This window comes from Erwinia sp. 9145 (assembly GCF_000745075.1).
In the GTDB taxonomy this organism is placed as follows: domain Bacteria; phylum Pseudomonadota; class Gammaproteobacteria; order Enterobacterales; family Enterobacteriaceae; genus Erwinia; species Erwinia oleae.
This window is the reverse complement of record NZ_JQNE01000001.1, coordinates 494,293-514,098: the sequence shown is the minus strand read 5'-3', so window position 1 is coordinate 514,098 and position 19,806 is coordinate 494,293. Positions and strand designations below refer to the sequence as shown.

The 19,806-nt window shown below is 57.7% G+C and carries 16 protein-coding genes and 1 riboswitch; of the genes, 9 read left to right on the top strand and 7 right to left on the bottom strand.

Annotated features, from left to right (window positions below):
- Window positions 1-6 precede the first annotated feature (6 nt).
- From ftsL to ilvI, 6 genes are all read right to left on the bottom strand, one after another.
- Entirely contained in the window at window positions 7-327 is a 321-nt protein-coding gene (gene ftsL, locus FA91_RS02560) for a cell division protein FtsL (protein ID WP_034912244.1), read from the bottom strand.
- Window positions 324-1,265, bottom strand: a complete 942-nt coding sequence (gene rsmH, locus FA91_RS02555) for a 16S rRNA (cytosine(1402)-N(4))-methyltransferase RsmH (protein ID WP_034912241.1) — start codon at window positions 1,263-1,265, stop codon at window positions 324-326. Before rsmH ends, ftsL begins: the two co-directional genes overlap by 4 nt.
- 2 nt (window positions 1,266-1,267) lie before the next feature.
- Window positions 1,268-1,726, bottom strand: coding sequence for a division/cell wall cluster transcriptional repressor MraZ (gene mraZ / locus FA91_RS02550; RefSeq protein WP_034912240.1), 459 nt, complete (start codon window positions 1,724-1,726; stop codon window positions 1,268-1,270).
- Window positions 1,727-2,291: 565 nt separating this feature from the next.
- Window positions 2,292-3,302: a catabolite repressor/activator gene (gene cra, locus FA91_RS02545; RefSeq protein WP_034912237.1), complete on the bottom strand. Its 1,011-nt coding sequence runs from the start codon at window positions 3,300-3,302 to the stop codon at window positions 2,292-2,294.
- A 250-nt stretch (window positions 3,303-3,552) separates the two neighbouring features.
- On the bottom strand, window positions 3,553-4,044 hold the full coding sequence (gene ilvN / locus FA91_RS02540; protein WP_034912234.1) for an acetolactate synthase small subunit: 492 nt from the start codon (window positions 4,042-4,044) through the stop codon (window positions 3,553-3,555).
- Between the two features lie 2 nt (window positions 4,045-4,046).
- Window positions 4,047-5,771 carry an acetolactate synthase 3 large subunit gene (ilvI, locus tag FA91_RS02535; RefSeq protein ID WP_034912230.1) on the bottom strand — a complete coding sequence of 575 codons (1,725 nt, stop codon included), beginning with the start codon at window positions 5,769-5,771 and terminating at the stop codon, window positions 4,047-4,049.
- A gap of 702 nt (window positions 5,772-6,473) precedes the next feature.
- Between ilvI and leuA the strand changes: the two genes are divergently transcribed.
- The 8 genes from leuA (at window position 6,474) to thiQ (ending at window position 16,413) form a co-directional block, all read left to right on the top strand.
- Window positions 6,474-8,039, top strand: a complete 1,566-nt coding sequence (gene leuA, locus FA91_RS02530; protein ID WP_034912229.1) for a 2-isopropylmalate synthase — start codon at window positions 6,474-6,476, stop codon at window positions 8,037-8,039.
- A gap of 2 nt (window positions 8,040-8,041) precedes the next feature.
- Window positions 8,042-9,130, top strand: a complete 1,089-nt coding sequence (leuB, locus tag FA91_RS02525; protein ID WP_034918852.1) for a 3-isopropylmalate dehydrogenase — start codon at window positions 8,042-8,044, stop codon at window positions 9,128-9,130.
- A gap of 2 nt (window positions 9,131-9,132) precedes the next feature.
- Window positions 9,133-10,536, top strand: a complete 1,404-nt coding sequence (gene leuC / locus FA91_RS02520; RefSeq protein WP_034918847.1) for a 3-isopropylmalate dehydratase large subunit — start codon at window positions 9,133-9,135, stop codon at window positions 10,534-10,536.
- Window positions 10,536-11,141 carry a 3-isopropylmalate dehydratase small subunit gene (leuD, locus tag FA91_RS02515; protein ID WP_034912228.1) on the top strand — a complete coding sequence of 202 codons (606 nt, stop codon included), beginning with the start codon at window positions 10,536-10,538 and terminating at the stop codon, window positions 11,139-11,141. Before leuC ends, leuD begins: the two co-directional genes overlap by 1 nt.
- Window positions 11,142-11,316: 175 nt before the next feature.
- Window positions 11,317-12,978 (top strand): HTH-type transcriptional regulator SgrR, encoded by a 1,662-nt coding sequence (sgrR, locus tag FA91_RS02510; protein WP_034912227.1) that lies wholly within the window; start codon window positions 11,317-11,319, stop codon window positions 12,976-12,978.
- 38 nt (window positions 12,979-13,016) lie between these two features.
- Window positions 13,017-13,117: riboswitch (TPP riboswitch) on the top strand.
- A gap of 41 nt (window positions 13,118-13,158) precedes the next feature.
- Window positions 13,159-14,145 (top strand): thiamine ABC transporter substrate binding subunit, encoded by a 987-nt coding sequence (gene thiB / locus FA91_RS02505; RefSeq protein ID WP_034912225.1) that lies wholly within the window; start codon window positions 13,159-13,161, stop codon window positions 14,143-14,145.
- Window positions 14,121-15,728 carry a thiamine/thiamine pyrophosphate ABC transporter permease ThiP gene (gene thiP, locus FA91_RS02500; RefSeq protein WP_034918844.1) on the top strand — a complete coding sequence of 536 codons (1,608 nt, stop codon included), beginning with the start codon at window positions 14,121-14,123 and terminating at the stop codon, window positions 15,726-15,728. Before thiB ends, thiP begins: the two co-directional genes overlap by 25 nt.
- Entirely contained in the window at window positions 15,712-16,413 is a 702-nt protein-coding gene (thiQ, locus tag FA91_RS02495; protein ID WP_034912223.1) for a thiamine ABC transporter ATP-binding protein ThiQ, read from the top strand. The genes thiP and thiQ overlap by 17 nt, the downstream gene beginning before the upstream one ends.
- Here the strand turns inward: thiQ and FA91_RS02490 are convergent.
- Complete coding sequence (locus tag FA91_RS02490) at window positions 16,400-17,167, bottom strand: DedA family protein (RefSeq protein ID WP_034912220.1); 768 nt, start codon at window positions 17,165-17,167, stop codon at window positions 16,400-16,402. The two genes, thiQ and FA91_RS02490, sit on opposite strands and share 14 nt — an antisense overlap.
- A gap of 174 nt (window positions 17,168-17,341) precedes the next feature.
- On the opposite strand from FA91_RS02490, the gene polB reads away from it, so the two are divergent.
- A complete protein-coding gene (gene polB, locus FA91_RS02485) occupies window positions 17,342-19,702 on the top strand; it encodes a DNA polymerase II (protein ID WP_034912218.1) in 2,361 nt (786 codons plus the stop codon).
- Window positions 19,703-19,806 lie beyond the last annotated feature (104 nt).

The following is a 19,806-nucleotide window of genomic DNA, read 5'->3' as shown; positions in this document are numbered from 1 at the left end:
ACTCTCTCAGGGCTGAACCACAATATTTTCCTGCGATGGATCGACATGCTGCATTTGTAGCTTGTCAGTTGCCGTCCTCTCTACCCGGCTGTGATCGCCGAGCGCATTTTCTTCCAGGATCAGGTTACGCCATTCGATATCCAGCGCATCACGCTCCAGCACCAGCTGTTCCCGCTGCGCGGTAAGCAGGCGGGTTTTGTGCGCGGTTGTCACCACCAGCAACGCCGAAACCAGTACGGCGACGGTAAGGATCAGCGCGATCTTGCCGTGACGCAGCAGATCGCCACCGATCACGGTGGGCAGGCTGTGGCGCTCGTTGCCAATCATGACGCGGTTCTCTCTGCAATACGCAGCACCGAACTACGCGCGCGTGGGTTTTCCGCCACTTCTGCCTCGCCAGGCATCATTTTTCCCAACGTTTTCAGCTGACGGCCGCCGAGTTCGTTCAACTGCGCTTCGGTCATCGGCAAACCGGCCGGCACCTGCGGCCCGCGGCTCTGTTCGCGCATAAAGCGTTTTACAATGCGATCTTCCAGTGAGTGGAAACTGATAATCGACAGTCGACCTTCCGGCGCCAGTACCGTTACCGCGCCTTTCAACGCCTGTTCGATCTCTTCCAGTTCGCTATTGACCCAGATGCGGATTGCCTGAAAACTGCGCGTCGCGGGGTGTTTGTACTTATCTTTTACCGGCGTGGCGGCGTAGATAACGTCGGCCAGCTCTTTGGTGCGCGTCATGGGCTGTTCACGGTTGCGCTCAACGATGGCGCGCGCAATGCGTTTGGCAAAGCGCTCTTCGCCAAAGGTTTTGAGCACAAACGCGATATCGCTCTCTTCCGCCTGAAGCAGCCACTGCGAGGCAGACAGCCCTTTTGTCGGGTCCATACGCATATCCAACGGCCCGTCGCGCATAAAAGAAAATCCGCGTTCGGCGTCATCAAGCTGGGGTGAAGAGACGCCGAGATCCAGCAGGATCCCGTTTACTTTCCCGCTGAGGCCGCGCGCTTCAACGTAGTCAGCAAGCGCAGAAAAGGGACCGTGGATAATTGTGAAGCGGGGATCGGTAATGTGAGCGGCGGCGGCGATAGCCTGCGGATCGCGATCAATAGCGTAGAGATGTCCCTCCGCGCCCAGACGCGAAAGAATCAGTCGCGAGTGGCCCCCTCGTCCAAAGGTGCCATCGATATAGATGCCGTCGGGTTGGATATTGAGGCCGTTTACCGCCTCGTCCAACAGCACCGTGGTGTGATTATAATTTGCCTGCATAGCTATAGTGACAAGTCCTGTAAGCGCTCAGACAACGGCTCCTGAGTCGTTTGCTCTGCGTCAATATCCTCCCTGACCTGTTGATACCATGTCTGTTCATCCCACAATTCAAATTTGTTGAACTGCCCGACCAGCATCACTTCTTTAGTCAGATTCGCATGCTGGCGCAGCGTGCCTGCCACCAGCAATCGACCTGCATTATCCATCTGGCATTCGCTGGCATGCCCCAGCAGCAGACGCTGCACCCGGCGCTCAGCAGGATTCATGCTGGATAAACGCGCCAGTTTACGTTCGATAATTTCCCACTCCGGGAGGGTGTAAAGCAGCAGGCATGGCTGATGAAGGTCAATGGTGCATACCATTTGCCCCTGCGCTTCCTCAATCAGCGTTTCGCGATAGCGTGTTGGAACGGCCATACGCCCTTTGCTGTCGAGGTTGACTATCGTTGCCCCACGGAACATGCCAGCCTCGCCCTCTTTTCACCACTTTACACCACAAAATCCCACCTGGAGAGTGTACGGAGCGAGGGAAATCATTGTCAAGCGACAGCGACGGTCTGAAAGGATTATTTCTTCACTAATTTAAAATGCGATGAGATAAAAAGAGGACGAAACTTTTGGGAAATTAAAATTAAGCTAATGAATAAAGATAAAAAAAACCAAAAATTTTTATTTAAACCCAAATATGTCACTTTCTGACGACAAGAAAATTCATTACTGACTTTGCGAGGCGCGCTGCATTTTAGGGTATTTCTGGTTTTCAGGCCAGTCTGAACGCGCATCCGTTGTGAAGCGGCTTACTCTTGTCCTAAACATTTAATAATTTTGACGCTTTTAAATGTAAGAAACTCTTCTTCAATGAAAAAAACGTTGCCATTACAGATAATCCGGAAATGAATATTAACAAATAGCGTTGAATAACTGGTTTTACGTACAGATAAAAGACCGACAAAATATGATTCAAACTAAAAAAGACGGGATGACCGTCTTTTTTATAAAAACATTAACGCTGCGTGTCGCGAAAAGCCTAACCGGACTTTCGGCTGAGTCTTCCACGTTGATAGAGATTACGACGAATTCGGGTTAATCCTGGTTTTGGTCTGCGCGGTTCATCAAGGCTGGCTAACACGAGCTCAAGTACGCGCTCCGCCACGTCCCGATGCCGCTGCGCCACGGCAAAAACCGGGCACTCAAGGAAGTCGAGCAGTTCGTGATCGCCGAAGGTGGCAATCACCAGATCGGTGGGCAGTCGCCCTTCCCGCTTCAGCGTGATATCCATGACGCCCTGCAACAGGCCAAACGAGGTGGTGAACAGCGCGTCAGGCATGGCGTGCGTCTCAAGCCATTTTTCAAACAGCGCCGCCGCCGCGCTGCGTTCAAAGCTGTTAGCATAAATGAAGTCCTGCTGACGTTCGTCTCCTTCCCACGCCTCACGAAAGCCCATTTCCCGCAGGAAGCTTACCGACAGCTCCGGTAACGCGCCCAGAAACAACACATTTTTTATCGGTTGCTTACGCAGTTCCGCCGCCAGCGTATTCGCATCTTCCTGGTCGGCGCCGACAACGCTGGTAAAGTGTTCACGATCTAACGCGCGATCCAAAGCAATAATGGGCAGCGAGTCGTTGATCCAGCGCTGGTAAAAAGGATGTTCCGGCGGCAATGAGGTGGAAACAATAATGGCATCCACCTGGCGCTGAAGCAGATGCTCAACGCAGCGCATTTCGTTATCCGGCTGATCTTCCGAACAGGCGATCAGAAGCTGATAACCGCGCTGCCTTGCCTGACGTTCGAGATAATTCGCGATCCGTGTATAGCTGGTATTCTCCAAATCGGGGATAACCAGACCGATAGAGCGCGTTCGTCCGGCGCGCAAACCTGCGGCAACCGCATTGGGATGGTAATTATGCTCTCTCACCACCGCCATGACTTTTTCGACGGTTTTATCACTGACGCGATACTGTCTGGCTTTACCGTTAATAACGTAGCTGGCCGTGGTGCGCGATACTCCGGCAAGGCGCGCAATTTCATCCAGTTTCACAATAACCCCACGCTGGCACCTTTCTGGCGCAAAAAATAGCCGCATTACGACTATGGATAAAACATTTGTAACATCTAACAGCAGATCAGTTTAGCGAGCAACTGCTTTCGCGTTTTTGCCGCCTCAGACGAAGGGGATTGTATCTCAGCGTCATGGATGACGGATGCCGCCCGGATCAAAAACAGGAACCGCGGCGGCGGTTCCTGTTTGACGCATTGAGTACAGTGCGGCGCGCATTCACGCAGACGGTTTAACGCATAATGCGATCGCCGCGCGCCACGCCCACGACGCCCGAACGCGCCACTTCCACAATCTCCGCCACGTCACGTACGGCGGTGAGAAATGCGTCCAGCTTGTCGCTGGTGCCGGCCAGCTGAACCGTATACAACGACGGCGTGACGTCGACAATCTGCCCGCGAAAAATTTCGGTGCTGCGCTTCACCTCTTCGCGACCGTAGCCGGTCGCCTGAATTTTCACCAGCATGACTTCGCGCTCAACAAAGGCCCCCTGCCCCAGCTCGCTGACGCGCAGCACATCCACCAGCTTGTGAAGCTGCTTTTCGATCTGCTCCAGCACCTTCGCGTCGCCCACCGTCTGGATCGTCATGCGTGAAAGCGTCGGGTCGTCGGTCGGCGCCACGGTCAGGCTTTCAATGTTGTAACCCCGCTGGGAAAACAGCCCCACCACGCGGGATAATGCGCCGGATTCGTTCTCCAGCAGTACCGATAAAACACGACGCATAGTTAAGTCCTCTCCGTTTTGCTAAGCCACATTTCATCCATCCCGCCGCCGCGAATCTGCATCGGGTAAACGTGTTCGGTTCCGTCAACGTTCACGTCAACAAAGACCAGCCGTCCTTTTCCAACTTCTTCCAGCGCCTGCGCCAGTTTGCTTTCCAGTTCGTCAGGGTGATTGATGCCAATACCGACGTGACCGTAAGCTTCCGCCAGACGGACGAAATCAGGCAGCGACTGCATGTAAGACTGCGAATGGCGACCTGAATAGATCATGTCCTGCCACTGCTTTACCATACCGAGATAGCGGTTGTTAAGGCTCAGCACCAGCACCGGCAAATCATATTGCAGCGCGGTGGACAGCTCCTGAATGTTCATCTGAATGCTGCCATCGCCGGTAACGCAAATCACCGTCTCTTCCGGCAGCGCCAGTTTCACGCCCAGCGCCGCAGGCAGACCGAATCCCATCGTGCCGAGGCCGCCTGAGTTGATCCAACGGCGTGGTTTATCAAAGGGATAGTAAAGCGCAGCGAACATCTGGTGCTGCCCGACGTCCGAGGTCACGAAGGCGTCGCCGTGGGTCAGTTTCCAGATAGTTTCAATCACCGCCTGCGGTTTAATTTTCTCATGTCCCTGTTCAAAAGCGAGACACTGACGGGCGCGCCAGCCTTCAATTTTTTGCCACCAGTCGCGCAGGCTGTCGAAATCCTGCGTGTTGTCGCCCTGGGCAAGCAGCTCCAGCATCTGCGAAAGCGCCTGCTTCGCATCGCCAACGACAGGAATATCCGCCGCCACGGTTTTGGAAATAGACGTGGGATCGATATCAATATGCAGCACCGTTGCATCCGGGCAATATTTGGCCAGATTATTGGTGGTGCGATCGTCAAAACGCACGCCGACGGCAAAAATCACGTCTGCATTGTGCATCACCATATTGGCTTCATAGGTGCCGTGCATGCCCAGCATGCCCAGGCTCTGGCGGTGCGTGCCGGGGAAACCGCCAAGGCCCATTAACGAAGACGCGACCGGCAAATTCAGCGTTTCCACAATCTGGCGCAGCTCGTCATGGCATGACGCATTAATAACGCCGCCGCCAACGTAAATGACCGGCTGTTTGGCCGCAATCAGCGTTTGCAGTGCGCGTTTGATCTGGCCCTTGTGGCCCTGCGTCGTCGGGTTATACGAGCGCATACTGACGCTGTCGGGCCAGACGTAGGGCAGCTTATTGGCCGGGCTCATCATATCTTTTGGCAGATCGACCACCACCGGGCCGGGACGTCCGCTGGCCGCCAGCCAGAATGCTTTTTTTATAATGGCGGGCACATCTTCAGCGTGTTTAACCATAAAGCTGTGCTTCACCACCGGCCGGGAGATCCCAACCATGTCGCACTCCTGAAAGGCGTCATAGCCGATCAGCGTCGAGGGCACCTGGCCAGAAAGCACCACTAAAGGAATCGAATCCATATAGGCGGTGGCGATACCGGTAATGGCGTTAGTCGCGCCTGGGCCCGACGTCACCAACACCACGCCAACCTCGCCGGTGGCGCGCGCGTAGCCGTCGGCCATGTGCACGGCGCCCTGTTCGTGGCGCACCAGAATGTGATCGATTCCGCCGACTGTCTGAAGCGCGTCATAAATATCAAGAACGGCTCCGCCGGGATAGCCGAATACGTGTTTAACGCCCTGATCGATCAACGATCGAACGACCATTTCGGCTCCTGACAACATCTCCATTTTTGCCTCCAGGCTTTAAGGTGCTGATTTACCGGCAGAACAGCCGCCACGACGCGCAGCGGAAAGCCACCCGATAAGGTCAAAACCTGTGTTTATGCGAAGACTCAGGAACTCATTTCCCGAATCCGGGTACTGGGTTTAGCTATTTTTACGTAGAGTTGAGGAAATACCATAACCGTAGAAAAGTTGGCAGGCAAACACCACGCGGTAAGCAAGGATGCCTGTCGGCTCGCTATGGCACTGCTTTGGGATAAAAAATATCGGTAATTAAACCAGCCATCGCCGGTGAAAAAAGTGATTTGTTCTGCCGGTTAAATAAATATTAGTGTAATTGTTTTGTTAATAAAATAATTGACGAATTAACCGGCACGCGTACGTCTTAAAAAAGCGCCTTTTATCACATTATTACTGCGCGGCAGCTCCGGAACGGTCGCTGAATCCGCGCCCGAACGCCGTGCCGGGTTGACATCACCCCTGCGGATCAAGTATCAATAAAGCAACAGCATAATTTCTGAGGTTTGAATTAATGATTCGTTTTACCCGTCTACCAGGCCTACTACTTAACGCATCTCAACTGCGCGGTAGCCTTGTGGACGGAAACAGTCACTGATTCAGGTCCACAAACTTAAAAAACCCGCGCCACTGCGCGGGTTTTTTTTTGCTCGCGGCAAGGGCGACGCAACCACGACAAGGAATTAACCAATGAGCCAACAAGTGATTATTTTCGATACCACTCTGCGCGACGGTGAGCAGGCGTTGCAGGCCAGTCTGAGTGTAAAGGAAAAATTGCAGATTGCACTGGCGCTTGAGCGCATGGGCGTGGACGTGATGGAAGTCGGTTTTCCGGTCTCTTCACCGGGTGATTTCGAATCGGTGCAGACTATCGCCCGGCAGGTGAAAAACAGTCGCGTTTGTGCGCTTGCCCGCTGTGTGGATAAAGACGTCGATGCTGCTTACGAGGCGCTGCGCGTGGCGGACGCTTACCGTATTCATACGTTTCTGGCGACATCGCCGATGCATATCGCCACCAAACTGCGCAGCACCCTGCCAGAGGTGATTGAGCGCGCGGTGCGTACGGTAAAACGCGCGCGTAACTATACCAACGACGTGGAGTTCTCCTGTGAAGACGGCGGACGCACCCCCATCGACGATCTGTGTCGCGTAGTGGAAGCTGCAATCAACGCAGGCGCCACCACCATCAATATTCCTGATACCGTGGGCTATACGCTGCCGGACGAGTACAGCAACATCATCACCCAATTGATCAACCGCGTGCCGAACATTGATAAAGCGATTCTGTCGGTGCACACCCATGACGATTTGGGTATGGCGGTAGGCAACGCGATTGCCGCCGTGCAGGCAGGCGCACGCCAGGTAGAAGGTACGCTGAATGGCCTCGGCGAGCGCGCCGGCAACTGCGCGCTGGAAGAAGTCATCATGGCCATTAAAACCCGCAGCCAGTTGATGAACGTCCATACCGCGATCAACCACCACGAAATTTATCGTACCAGCCAGATTGTCAGTCAGATTTGTAATATGCCGATCCCGGCCAATAAAGCCGTCGTCGGCACCGGCGCGTTTGCCCACTCCTCCGGCATCCATCAGGACGGCGTGCTGAAAAACCGCGAAAACTACGAAATCATGACGCCGGAATCGATTGGACTGAACAAGATCCAACTGAACCTGACCTCTCGCTCCGGCCGCGCGGCGGTAAAACACCGCATGGATGAGATGGGTTACAAAGAGAATGACTACAGCCTGGATGCGCTGTATGACGCCTTCCTGAAGCTGGCGGACAAAAAAGGCCAGGTGTTTGACTACGATCTGGAAGCGCTGGCGTTTATTAATAAACAGAACGAGGAGCCGGAGCATTTCCGCCTGGACTATTTCAGCGTGCAGTCCGGCTCCAGCGTGATGGCAACCGCCTCGGTGAAACTGGTCTGCGGTGAAGAGATGAAATCCGAAGCGGCCACCGGCAACGGCCCGGTCGATGCGGTCTATCAGGCGATCAACCGCATTACCGAGTTTGACGCCGAACTGGTGACCTACCAGCTCACCGCGAAAGGCCAGGGCAAAGACGCGCTGGGTCAGGTGGATATCGTGGTCAACTATAACGGCCGCAAATTCCACGGCGTCGGTCTGGCGACGGACATCGTTGAATCATCTGCGAAGGCGATGATTAACGCGCTGAACAACATCTGGCGCTCTCGCCTGGTTGAGCAGGAACTGCAACGCAAATCTCAAGCCAAACAAAAGGAATCGGTGTAATGATGTCAAGGACTTACCATATTGCCATTCTGCCCGGCGACGGCATCGGCCCCGAAGTGATGGCGCAGGCCAGGAAGGTTCTGGACGCGGTGCGTCAGCGTTTCAACATGCGGATCACCACCAGCGACTATGACGTAGGCGGCATCGCCATCGATCGTCACGGTGAGCCGCTACCGAAGGCGACGGTGACGGGCTGCGAGCAGGCGGATGCCATTTTGTTTGGCTCGGTTGGCGGCCCAAAATGGGAGCACCTGCCGCCCGCTGCGCAGCCGGAGCGCGGGGCGCTGCTGCCGTTGCGTAAACATTTCAAGCTGTTCAGTAACCTGCGCCCGGCCAGTCTTTATCAGGGGCTGGAAGCGTTTTGCCCTCTGCGCAGCGATATCGCTGAACAGGGTTTTGATATCCTGGTGGTGCGCGAACTGACCGGCGGCATCTATTTTGGACAGCCCAAGGGCCGCGAAGGCAGCGGCCAGCACGAGCGCGCCTTCGATACTGAGGTCTATCACCGCTTTGAAATTGAGCGTATTGCGCGTATCGCCTTCGAATCCGCCCGCAAGCGCCGCAAAAAAGTCACCTCAATTGACAAAGCCAACGTGCTGCAATCGTCGATCCTCTGGCGTGAAATCGTCAGTGAAGTGGCCAGCGACTTCCCCGATGTCGAACTTAGCCACATGTATATTGATAACGCCACCATGCAGATGATCAAGGCGCCGTCGCAGTTTGACGTGGTGCTCTGTTCTAACCTGTTTGGCGACATTCTTTCCGACGAGTGCGCAATGATCACCGGCTCAATGGGCATGCTGCCGTCCGCCAGCCTGAATGAGCAGGGTTTTGGCCTGTTCGAACCGGCAGGAGGCTCCGCGCCCGATATTGCCGGAAAAAACATTGCCAATCCGATTGCGCAAATTCTGTCGCTGGCGCTGCTGCTGCGTTACAGCCTGGACGCAGGCGAAGCGGCTGATGCGATTGAGCAGGCCGTCAGCCGCGCGCTGGAAGAGGGCTACCGCACTGGCGATCTGGCGGGCGATGGCGCATCGATTGGCACCGACGAAATGGGCGGCATAATTGCCGGATTTATCAGCGAGTCCTGATGATGAAAACACTTTACGAAAAGCTGTTTGATGCGCATGTGGTGTTTGAGGCGCCCAACGAGACGCCGCTGCTCTATATCGACCGGCATCTGGTGCACGAGGTGACCTCCGCGCAGGCGTTTGACGGGCTGCGCGCGCACGGCCGTACGGTGCGCCAGCCGGGAAAAACCTTCGCCACGATGGATCATAACGTTTCCACCCAAACGCGTGATATCAACGCCAGCGGTGAAATGGCACGTATTCAGATGTCGATGCTGATGAAAAACTGCGAAGCCTTCGGCGTGCGGCTGTACGATCTTAAGCACCCTTTTCAGGGAATTGTGCACATTATCGGCCCGGAACAGGGCATGTCGCTGCCCGGCATGACCATTGTCTGCGGTGATTCACACACCTCGACGCACGGCGCCTTCGGCGCGCTGGCGTTTGGTATCGGCACCTCTGAAGTGGAACACGTGCTGGCGACGCAAACGCTGAAGCAGGCGCGTGCGAAGACGATGAAAGTTGAGGTTGTCGGCGAAACCGCGCCGGGCATCACCGCCAAAGATATCGCGCTGGCGATCATCGGCAAAACCGGCAGCGGCGGCGGCAACGGCCATGTGGTCGAATTCTGCGGCCCGGCGGTGGAGAAACTGAGCATGGAAGGCCGCATGACGCTGTGCAATATGGCGATTGAACTGGGCGCGAAAGCGGGCCTGGTGGCGCCGGATGACACCACGTTCAGCTATGTCAAAGGCCGTCAGTTTGCACCGAAGGAGAGCGACTGGGAAAACGCGCTGGCGTACTGGCGCACGCTGAAAAGCGATCCCGGCGCGGTCTATGACAAAGTGGTGACGATCAACGCGGCCGATATCGCGCCGCAGGTCACCTGGGGAACCAATCCGGGCCAGGTCATTGCCGTTAGCGACTGCATTCCCGATCCCGCTTCGTTCAGCGACCCGGTTGACCGCGCCTCGGCGGAAAAAGCACTGGCTTATATGGATCTCAGGCCCGGCATCCGCCTGACCGATGTGCGTATCGACAAGGTTTTTATCGGCTCCTGCACCAACTCGCGGATCGAAGATCTGCGGGCGGCTGCGGCGGTGGTGAAAGGTCATACCCTCGCGGCGGGCGTGCAGGCTTACGTCGTGCCCGGTTCCGGCCCGGTCAAAGCGCAGGCCGAAGCCGAAGGGCTGGACAAAATCTTTATCGAGGCGGGTTTCGAGTGGCGGCTGCCCGGCTGCTCAATGTGTCTGGCGATGAATAACGATCGTCTCAGCCCTGGCGAACGCTGCGCCTCCACCAGCAACCGCAACTTTGAAGGCCGTCAGGGCCGGGGTGGACGCACGCACCTGCTCAGCCCGGCAATGGCTGCGGCTGCGGCGGTAAACGGTCACTTTGTCGATATTCGTGAATTGAGGAAGGCATAATGGCGAAAAAATTCACCCGGCACACCGGCGTTGTGGTGCCGATGGATGCGGCCAACGTGGATACCGATGCAATCATTCCCAAACAGTTTTTGCAGATGGTCACCCGCACCGGCTTTGGCCGCAATCTCTTCTACGACTGGCGCTACAGCGATGCGGAAGGCCAGATCCCGAATCCTGACTTTGTGCTGAACAAGCCCGAATTCAGCGGCGCGAGCATTATGCTGACGCGGGAAAATTTCGGCTGCGGTTCCTCGCGTGAGCATGCGCCCTGGGCGCTGACCGACTATGGCATCCAGGCGATTATCGGCAGCGATTTCGCCGACATCTTCGCCAATAATTCATTTAACAATCAGCTTCTGCTGGTTTCATTACGCGAAGAAGAAGTCGAGTCGCTGTTCCGGATGGTGGCCGCACAGCCGGGGATCGCCTTTACTGTCGATCTGGAAAACCAGTGGGTTCTGGCCGGTGACAAACGCTACGCGTTCACTATCGACGGCTTTCGCCGCCACTGCCTGCTGAACGGCCTCGACAGCATTGGCCTGACGCTTCAGCACGAAGACGCCATCAGCGCTTACGAACAGCAGCAGCCTGCCTTCCTGCGGTAACATAAAAAAAGCCAGCGTCGTTGTGCACGCTGGCTGGTGAAGTTGCACCATACTCAGATTAACGATGTCAGAGCCCTCTTCAGAGAAGAGGTCTCCCGCTCTTTCATCTTTATCCATTATCGTCATAATAAAGGGTACAAAAAACAGTCTGCTTTCTGACAAGGATTCCCCTTTTATGTCTTCTCCGCGCATGCAGCAGCAGTTCATCCGCCTGTGGCAAAGCTGTCAGGGCCAGACGCAGGAAACCACCCTTAACGATCTGGCCGAACGGCTGAACTGTTCGCGCCGACACATGCGCAACCTGCTGAACGCAATGCAAAAAGCGGGCTGGCTGTCGTGGCAGGCTGAAGCCGGAAGAGGCAAACGCTCAACGCTTACCTTTCTCTATACCGGGCTGGCGCTTTCTCAGCAGCGCGCCGAAGATCTGCTTGAGCAGGATCGCATCGATCAGTTGGTGCAGCTGGTTGGCGATAAAAACGCCGTGCGTCAGATGCTGATTTCCCACCTTGGGCGCAGCTTTCGCGAAGGCAAACACATCCTGCGCGTACTCTATTACCGCTCCCTCCCCAACCTGCTGCCCGGCACGCCGCTGCGCCGTTCGGAAACGCATCTGGCGCGGCAGATTTTCAGCGGGCTGACGCATATAAATGAGGAAAACGGGGAAATCGAGCCGGATATCGCCCATCACTGGCAGGCGGTGACGCCGCTTCACTGGCGCTTTTTTTTGCGCCCGGCGATCCGCTTTCATCACGGCCGCGAACTGCATATGGACGACGTGATCGGCACGCTGGAACGGCAGCGTCCACAGCCGCTCTTTGCCAATATTGAGCGCGTGGCCTCTTCCGCGCCCTGGACGCTGGACGTTCATTTGCGCCAGCCCGACCGGTGGCTGCCCTGGCTGCTGGCCAGCGTCAGCGCGATGATCCTCCCGCAGGAGTGGCCCACGCTGCCCGGTTTCGCCCGCCAGCCGGTGGGAACCGGGCCGTATGCCGTGGTGCGCAATGAGCAAACCCAGCTGCGCATTCGGGCCTTTGACGACTATTTTGGCTATCGTGCGCTGATCGACGAGGTGAATATCTGGGTGCTGCCGGATATTACGGAGGAGCTGGTTTACGCTGGCGTCAGGCTGGAGGGCCTCAGCGCAGGCGAAAAATCAGAAGAGAGCCGGCTCGAAGAAGGCTGCTATTTTCTGCTGTTCGACCGTCGTTCCGAACAGGGCCGCAACGACGAGATCCGCCGCTGGGTCAGTGCGGTGTTGAATCCTATCGCGCTGCTGAACCACCTTGGCGTGGGCTATCAGCGCTACTGGTTTCCCGCCTGGGGGCTGCTGCCGCGCTGGCATCACCGGCGCGGCGTCAATGCGCCACAAAAACCCGCAGGGCTGACCACGCTGACGCTGACCTGGTATTCAGATCATATTGAGCACGTCGGTATTGCTAACGCCATTGCGCCGATGCTGGCGGCGCACGGCGTGACGCTGGTGACGCAGCAGGTGGATTACGAGCGCTGGCACCGGGGCGATGCCGCCAGCGATATCTGGCTGGGCAGCGCCAACTTTACGCTGCCGCTGGAATATTCCCTTTTCGCGCTGTTGTATGACATTCCGCTAATGCAGCACTGCATCCCGATCGACTGGCTGCGGGAGGCGCAGCGCTGGCGGGAACAGACGCTGTCGCTGGCGGAATGGTGCCAGAGCCTGCTGGCGCGCGATTTCCTGCATCCGCTGTTTCACCACTGGCTGCTGCTGGAGGGCGAACGCGGCATGCGCGGCGTGCGAATGAACACGCTGGGCTGGTTCGACTTCACCTCCGCCTGGTTTGCGCCGCCCGATGCGTAGTCGGCCTTTCGCTTCGCGCGCATACGCACTAGAATGAAGCCTTCTCAACGGGGTGCGAAAAACGTCTGTTTTCGCTGAGACTGACCCGTCGAACCTGATCCGGATAATACCGGCGTAGGGATTTGAGACTGCTCCATCTGCTCAGATCCTTTGCGACGCCCTGCAACCAAGGAACGCAAAGTGTTAAAAAAAGTTTTTCCACTGTTGATGCTCATCGCCCTGCCCGCCGCTGCCGCAAAGCCCACGCTGACGGTCTACACCTATGACTCGTTCTCCGCCGACTGGGGGCCGGGGCCAGCCATTAAAAAAGCGTTTGAAGCCGACTGTGGCTGCGAACTGAAGTACGTTGCGCTGGAAGATGGCGTTTCACTGCTCAACCGTTTACGGATGGAAGGAAAAAACAGCAAGGCCGACGTGGTGCTCGGGCTGGACAATAACCTGCTGGACGCCGCAGAGAAAACCGGTCTCTTCGCCCCGGCGCAGGTTGATGCCAGCAACACCGCCGTGCCTGGCGGCTGGCATAACGCGACCTTCGTTCCGTACGACTACGGCTGGTTTGCCTTCGTCTACGACAAAACCAGACTGCCGAATCCCCCAAAAAGCCTGAAAGAGCTGGTCGAGAGCGATCGTCCGCTCAGGGTGATTTACGAAGATCCGCGCACCAGCACGCCTGGCCTGGGGCTGCTGCTGTGGATGCAAAAGGTCTACGGCGACAAGGCCGACGGCGCGTGGCAGAAGCTGGCGAAGAAAACCGTCACCGTCACCAAAGGCTGGAGCGAAGCCTACGGGCTGTTCCTGAAGGGCGAAGGCGATATGGTTCTGAGCTATACCACTTCACCGGCTTACCATTTGATTGAAGAGAAAAAGACTCAGTACGCCGCCGCAGATTTCAGCGAGGGTCACTATCTTCAGGTTGAAGTGGCCGGGCGGTTGAAAGCCAGTCAGCAACCAGCGCTGGCGCAAAAATTCATGCAGTTTGTGCTGGATAAGCGTTTTCAGCAGACCATCCCGACCGGCAACTGGATGTATCCGGCGGTGAAAAGCGATCTGCCTGCCGGTTTTGATACGCTGACCGTTCCCGCTACCACGCTCCAGTTCACGCCGGAAGAGGTAGCCCGCCAGCGCAGCCAGTGGATTGCCGCCTGGCAACGCGCCGTCAGCCATTGATCAGGGGCCTGCTGCCCGGCAGCGTGGCGGCAGCGCTACTGACCGCCACCGCTCTGCTGGCCTTTACCGCCCTGCTCTGTCACGCGCCGGACATCGCGTGGCAGGCGCTGTGGCGTGATGACTATCTGTGGCACGTGCTGCGTTTCTCCTTCTGGCAGGCTTTTCTGTCGGCGCTGTTTTCGGTGCTGCCTGCGCTGCCGCTGGCACGGGCGCTATACCGCAGGCGCTTTCCCGGCAGGGCGCTGCTGCTGCGCCTGTGCGCAATGACGCTGGTACTGCCGGTGCTGGTCGCCGTTTTTGGCATACTCAGCGTGTACGGCAGAACCGGCTGGCTGGCTAAGCTCTGCGCGCTGCTGGGCATTGATTACACCTTTTCGCCTTATGGCCTGGCGGGCATCCTGCTGGCGCATATTTTTTTCAACCTTCCGCTTGCCGCGCGCCTGCTGCTTCAGGCGCTGGAGCAGATCCCCGGCGAGCAGCGCCAGCTGGCCGCGCAGCTGGGCCTGCGCGGCTGGCACTTTTTTTCTGTCGTTGAATGGCCGTGGCTGCGGCGGCAAATTTTCCCCGCCGGCGCGCTGATTTTTATGCTCTGCTTCGCCAGCTTCGCCACCGTTCTGTCGCTGGGCGGCGGCCCTAAAGCCACCACTCTCGAACTGGCGATCTTTCAGGCGCTCAGTTTTGATTACGATCCCGGCCGCGCGGCGCTGCTGGCAATGATCCAGATGGTCTGCTGCCTCGGTCTGGTAATGCTGAGTCAGCGATTGAGCAAGGCGATCCCGTCAGGGAGCGCGGTGGTCGGCGGCTGGCGCGACCCGCAGGATAGCCTGCGGGCGAAAATCACTGATGCCTTGCCGATCGCGCTGGCGCTGCTGTTGCTGTTGCCGCCGTTACTGGCCGTCATCGCGGACGGTCTCAGACAGGGCCTGAACGCGGTGTTCCATCAGCCCGCGCTGTGGCAGGCGACGTTGACCTCGCTGCGTATTGCGCTGGGGGCGGGCGTCGTCAGCGTCACGCTGACCATGATGCTGCTGTGGAGCAGCCGCGAGCTGCGGCTCAGGCAGCATGTCCTGCCTGGTCAACTGCTGGAACTGAGCGGCATGCTGATCCTGGCGATGCCGGGGATTGTACTGGCGACCGGCTTTTTTCTGCTGCTCAACGCCAGCGTCGGGCTGCCGCAGCGCGCGGACGGCATGGTGATATTCACTAACGCGCTGATGGCGGTGCCTTACGCAATGAAGGTGTTGGAAAACCCGATGCGCGACGTGGCGGAACGCTACGGGCGGCTCTGCCTGTCGCTGGATATTCGTGGCTGGCATCGCCTGCGTTTAATCGAAATGCGCGCGCTGAAGCGACCGCTGGCGCAGGCGCTGGCCTTTGCCTGCGTGCTCTCAATTGGCGATTTTGGCGTGGTGGCGCTTTTCGGCAACGATGCGTTTCGCACGCTTCCTTTCTATCTCTATCAACAGATTGGCGCTTACCGCAGCGCGGACGGCGCGGTCACCGCCCTGCTGCTGCTGCTGCTCTGCTTTTTACTTTTTACGCTGATTGAAAAACTACCGGGGCGCCATGCTAACGCTGACTGATCTCACCTGGCTCTATCATCACCTGCCAATGCGTTTCTCTTTTACCGTTCACCAGGGAGAAAGAGTGGCGGTGCTCGGCCCCAGCGGCGCGGGAAAAAGCACTTTGCTGAGCCTGATTGCCGGTTTTATTCACGCCGAAAGCGGCAGCCTGCGCATTAACGGCGAGGCGCACGATCGTACGCCGCCCGCGCAGCGCCCGGTATCGATGCTGTTTCAGGAAAACAATCTGTTTCCCCATCTGACGGTGGCGCAAAATATCGGTTTAGGGCTGCATCCCGGCCTGCGACTGAAACCGGCGCAAACCGCACAGCTGCACGCCATCGCTGAACGCGTCGGCCTGACGGCATACCTGTCGCGTCTGCCTGGCGAGCTTTCCGGCGGCCAGCGCCAGCGTGCCGCGCTGGCGCGTTGCCTGGTGCGGCGGCAGCCGGTGCTGTTGCTGGATGAGCCGTTCTCGGCGCTCGATCCGGCACTGCGCAACGAGATGCTGCACCTGGTCGATGAAGTGTGCAGGGAGCGCGCTATCACGCTATTGATGGTGTCACACAGTCTGGAAGACGCTGCGCGCATCGCAGAACGCAGCATTTTGATCGTCGAAGGGCGCGTTTACTGGGACGGCAGCACCGCAGCACTACTCAACGGCGAGGTGCAGGAAGCAAAAGTGCTGGGCGTTAACGTCCGATAAACACCTGCCAGAGAAGATGACGGAACAGCGGCATCATGGGATGGAACTGGATTGCTGCCAGGCTGCCGAGCGCCACCACGACCGTTAACGGCGCCAGCCAGCGCAGGCGCGCGGCAGGCAGATAAGACGTCGCCCAGTCAGACTGTTTTTTCGCACGCAGCCAGCGCCAGCACAGCCACCCGCCCAGCCAGACAAGCAGCGCCACCGCCAACAGCAGCCATGTGAACCCGTCGCTGTGGGCGTCCTTTGGGACATCGATCGCCACCCCTGCCAGTATGCCGGGCATCAGGTAAAGCGGCGGCCACAGCAGGCAGCCAATCAGATTAGGCGGAATGAATTTCTTGAGCGGTAGCTCAAGCATGCCTGCCACCAGCGGGATCAGCGGGCGCGTCGGCCCGACAAAACGACCAACAATAATCGTAAACATGCTGTGCTGATGAAGCGCATGTTCGGTCTTATTCATCAGTGCCTGATGCTTTTTAATAAACGACCAGCGGTGCAGCGGGCCTTTAAACTGCCAGCCGATAAACCAGGAGATCCAGTCTCCCGCCAGGCAACCAATGATACCGGCGCCCCAGGCCGGATAGAGCCCGACCTGACCGCTGCCAATCAGCGCGCCGAAAGAGGCCATCAGCACCGTGCCGGGCAGTAACAGCCCCACCAGCGCCAGCGATTCGAAAAAGGCGATCAGCCCGACGGCCAGTAACGACCAGGCCAGGGATTGCGTAATTAAATGTTGCAGCCAGGCTTCCATACAATCCACACTCTGCTGATTGGAGCACGGATTGTCCTGAGCCGTTAACATGCCGTCAAGGGATGTTTTGTATGGGAATGCTGACGGTGCGCGCAGCCACACCAAACCCGCCTGAAGACACTGTATAAATAAACATGCTATTATCGCTCACTTCATCATCAAAAGGGGCATCGGGTGAATAACGCGCGCGCAGGCTTTGTGCTGACCCGCCACTGGCGTGATACGTCAACGGGAACGGAAGTGGTGCTTTGGCTGGCGACCGACCAGGGCCCGCAGCGCGTGGTGCTGCCTGCGCAGGAGTCCGTTGCCTTTATACCGGAAGCTTACCGGGCGCAAACCGTCGCGCTGCTCAAACAGGAGCGCCATTGTCGACTCGCTGCGCTGACCCTGAAAGATTTCCGCCAGCGCCCGGTTTTCGGCCTCTACTGCACGCACTATCGTCAGCTACTGAAGCTGGAAAAACTGCTGCGTGAAAACGGCATCATGGTTTACGAAGCCGACGTCCGTCCGCCCGACCGCTTTCTCATGGAGCGCTTCATTACCGCACCGGTGTGGTTCAGCGGCGAGGCGCACGGCGCCAGCCTGATTAACGCGCGCCTTAAACCCCATCCCGACTACCGTCCGCCCCTGAAGTGGGTATCGCTGGATATTGAAACCACGCGCCACGGCGAGCTGTATTGTATCGGTCTGGAGGGGTGCGGCCAGCGCGATGTCTACATGCTTGGCCCGGAAAACGGCGACGCGCGCGGGCTGGATTTTAACCTGCATTATGTGACCAGCCGCCCGCAGCTCCTGGAGCAGCTTAACGCCTGGTTCGCCCGCCACGATCCCGATGTGCTGATCGGCTGGAACGTGGTGCAGTTCGATCTGCGCATGCTACAAAAGCACGCCGACCGCTACGCTATTCCGCTGCGTCTGGGCCGTAACAACGAGGCGCTTGAGTGGCGCGAACACGGCTTCAAGCCCGGCGTATTTTTTGCTCAGGCCACCGGTCGGCTGATTATCGACGGTATCGACGCGCTGAAATCCGCATTCTGGAACTTCAGTTCGTTCAGCCTTGAAACGGTTTCTCAGACGCTGCTCGGTGAAGGTAAAGCGATTGATAATCCCTGGGATCGTATGCAGGAGATCGATCAGCGCTTTGCAGAAGACAAGCCCGCGCTGGCACGCTACAACCTGAAGGACTGCGAGCTGGTGACGCGGATTTTTCAGCATACCGAACTGATGCCTTTCCTGCTGGAGCGCGCGTCGGTTAACGGTCTGCCGGTGGATCGCCACGGCGGCTCCGTCGCCGCGTTCAGCCATCTCTATCTGCCGCGCATGCACCGCGCCGGTTTCGTTGCGCCAGGGATGGGTGAAGTGGCGCCGGAGGCCAGTCCCGGCGGCTATGTGATGGATTCGCGTCCCGGCCTCTACGACTCGGTGCTGGTGCTGGATTACAAAAGCCTCTATCCCTCGATTATTCGTACCTTCCTGATCGATCCGGTCGGCCTGATTGAGGGGCTGGCGCATCCTGATGACGCCGATTCGGTCAGCGGCTTTCGCGGCGCGCGCTTCTCGCGCAGTAATCACTGCCTGCCGGAAATCGTCAGCCAGATCTGGCTGGGCCGCGAAAGGGCCAAAAAACAGGGCAACAAGCCGCTCTCACAGGCGCTGAAAATCATCATGAACGCGTTTTATGGCGTGCTCGGCACCAGCGCCTGCCGCTTTTTCGATCCGCGACTGGCGTCGTCTATCACTCTGCGCGGCCATGAGATCATGCGTCAGACCAGAACGCTGATTGAAGCGGAAGGTTATGACGTGATTTATGGCGACACCGATTCCACCTTCGTCTGGCTGAAAACCCCGCACGATGAGGCCGCGGCGGCTGAAATCGGGCGGCGCCTGGTGGATAAAATCGACGGCTGGTGGCGCGAACACCTTCTTGCGGAATACGGTCTGCAAAGCGCGCTGGAGCTGGAGTATGAAACGCATTTCAGCCGCTTTCTGATGCCAACCATTCGCGGCGCCGAGCAGGGCAGTAAAAAGCGCTATGCCGGACTGATTTGCACCGGCGGCGAAGAAAAAATGGTGTTCAAAGGGCTGGAGACGGTGCGTACCGACTGGACACCGCTGGCGCAGCAGTTTCAGCAGACGCTCTACCTGAAAATTTTCAAAGGCGAACCCTATCAGGATTACATTCGCGAAACGGTGCGACAGCTGCTTGAGGGCGAACTGGACGCGCAGCTGGTTTACCGCAAGCGGCTGCGTCGCCCCCTCAGTGACTATCAGCGCAATGTGCCGCCGCACGTGCGCGCCGCGCGCATTGCCGATGAACAGAATCAGAAGCTGGGCCGCCCGCTGCTCTACCAGAACGGCGGGCGCATTCGCTACGTGATGGCCACGTCAGGGCCGGAGCCGCTGGAGGCGCGCACGACGCCGTTTGACTATGAACATTACCTGGAGCGTCAGCTTCAGCCGGTGGCCGACGGCATCCTTCCTTTTTTGCAGGATGACTTTGCTACACTGGTTACCGGACAACTGGGGCTTTTTTGACAGGTGACGAACGCGCGGCCTTCCAGTACCATAGCGCCCTTCCTGATTATCTGAACCCTCCTGCCGGGCGTCTGCGCCGGGCGGTTGTACTGTTGCCTCAAAAA

What these genes read in the sequence shown, in the direction of transcription:
- ftsL (WP_034912244.1), bottom strand. Translation starts at nt 327, where the DNA reads ATGATTGGCAACGAGCGCCACAGCCTGCCCACCGTGATCGGTGGCGAT.
- rsmH (WP_034912241.1), bottom strand. Translation starts at nt 1,265, where the DNA reads ATGCAGGCAAATTATAATCACACCACGGTGCTGTTGGACGAGGCGGTA.
- mraZ (WP_034912240.1), bottom strand. Translation starts at nt 1,726, where the DNA reads ATGTTCCGTGGGGCAACGATAGTCAACCTCGACAGCAAAGGGCGTATG.
- ilvN (WP_034912234.1), bottom strand. Translation starts at nt 4,044, where the DNA reads ATGCGTCGTGTTTTATCGGTACTGCTGGAGAACGAATCCGGCGCATTA.
- ilvI (WP_034912230.1), bottom strand. Translation starts at nt 5,771, where the DNA reads ATGGAGATGTTGTCAGGAGCCGAAATGGTCGTTCGATCGTTGATCGAT.
- leuA (WP_034912229.1), top strand. Translation starts at nt 6,474, where the DNA reads ATGAGCCAACAAGTGATTATTTTCGATACCACTCTGCGCGACGGTGAG.
- leuB (WP_034918852.1), top strand. Translation starts at nt 8,042, where the DNA reads ATGTCAAGGACTTACCATATTGCCATTCTGCCCGGCGACGGCATCGGC.
- leuC (WP_034918847.1), top strand. Translation starts at nt 9,133, where the DNA reads ATGAAAACACTTTACGAAAAGCTGTTTGATGCGCATGTGGTGTTTGAG.
- leuD (WP_034912228.1), top strand. Translation starts at nt 10,536, where the DNA reads ATGGCGAAAAAATTCACCCGGCACACCGGCGTTGTGGTGCCGATGGAT.
- sgrR (WP_034912227.1), top strand. Translation starts at nt 11,317, where the DNA reads ATGTCTTCTCCGCGCATGCAGCAGCAGTTCATCCGCCTGTGGCAAAGC.
- thiQ (WP_034912223.1), top strand. Translation starts at nt 15,712, where the DNA reads ATGCTAACGCTGACTGATCTCACCTGGCTCTATCATCACCTGCCAATG.
- FA91_RS02490 (WP_034912220.1), bottom strand. Translation starts at nt 17,167, where the DNA reads ATGGAAGCCTGGCTGCAACATTTAATTACGCAATCCCTGGCCTGGTCG.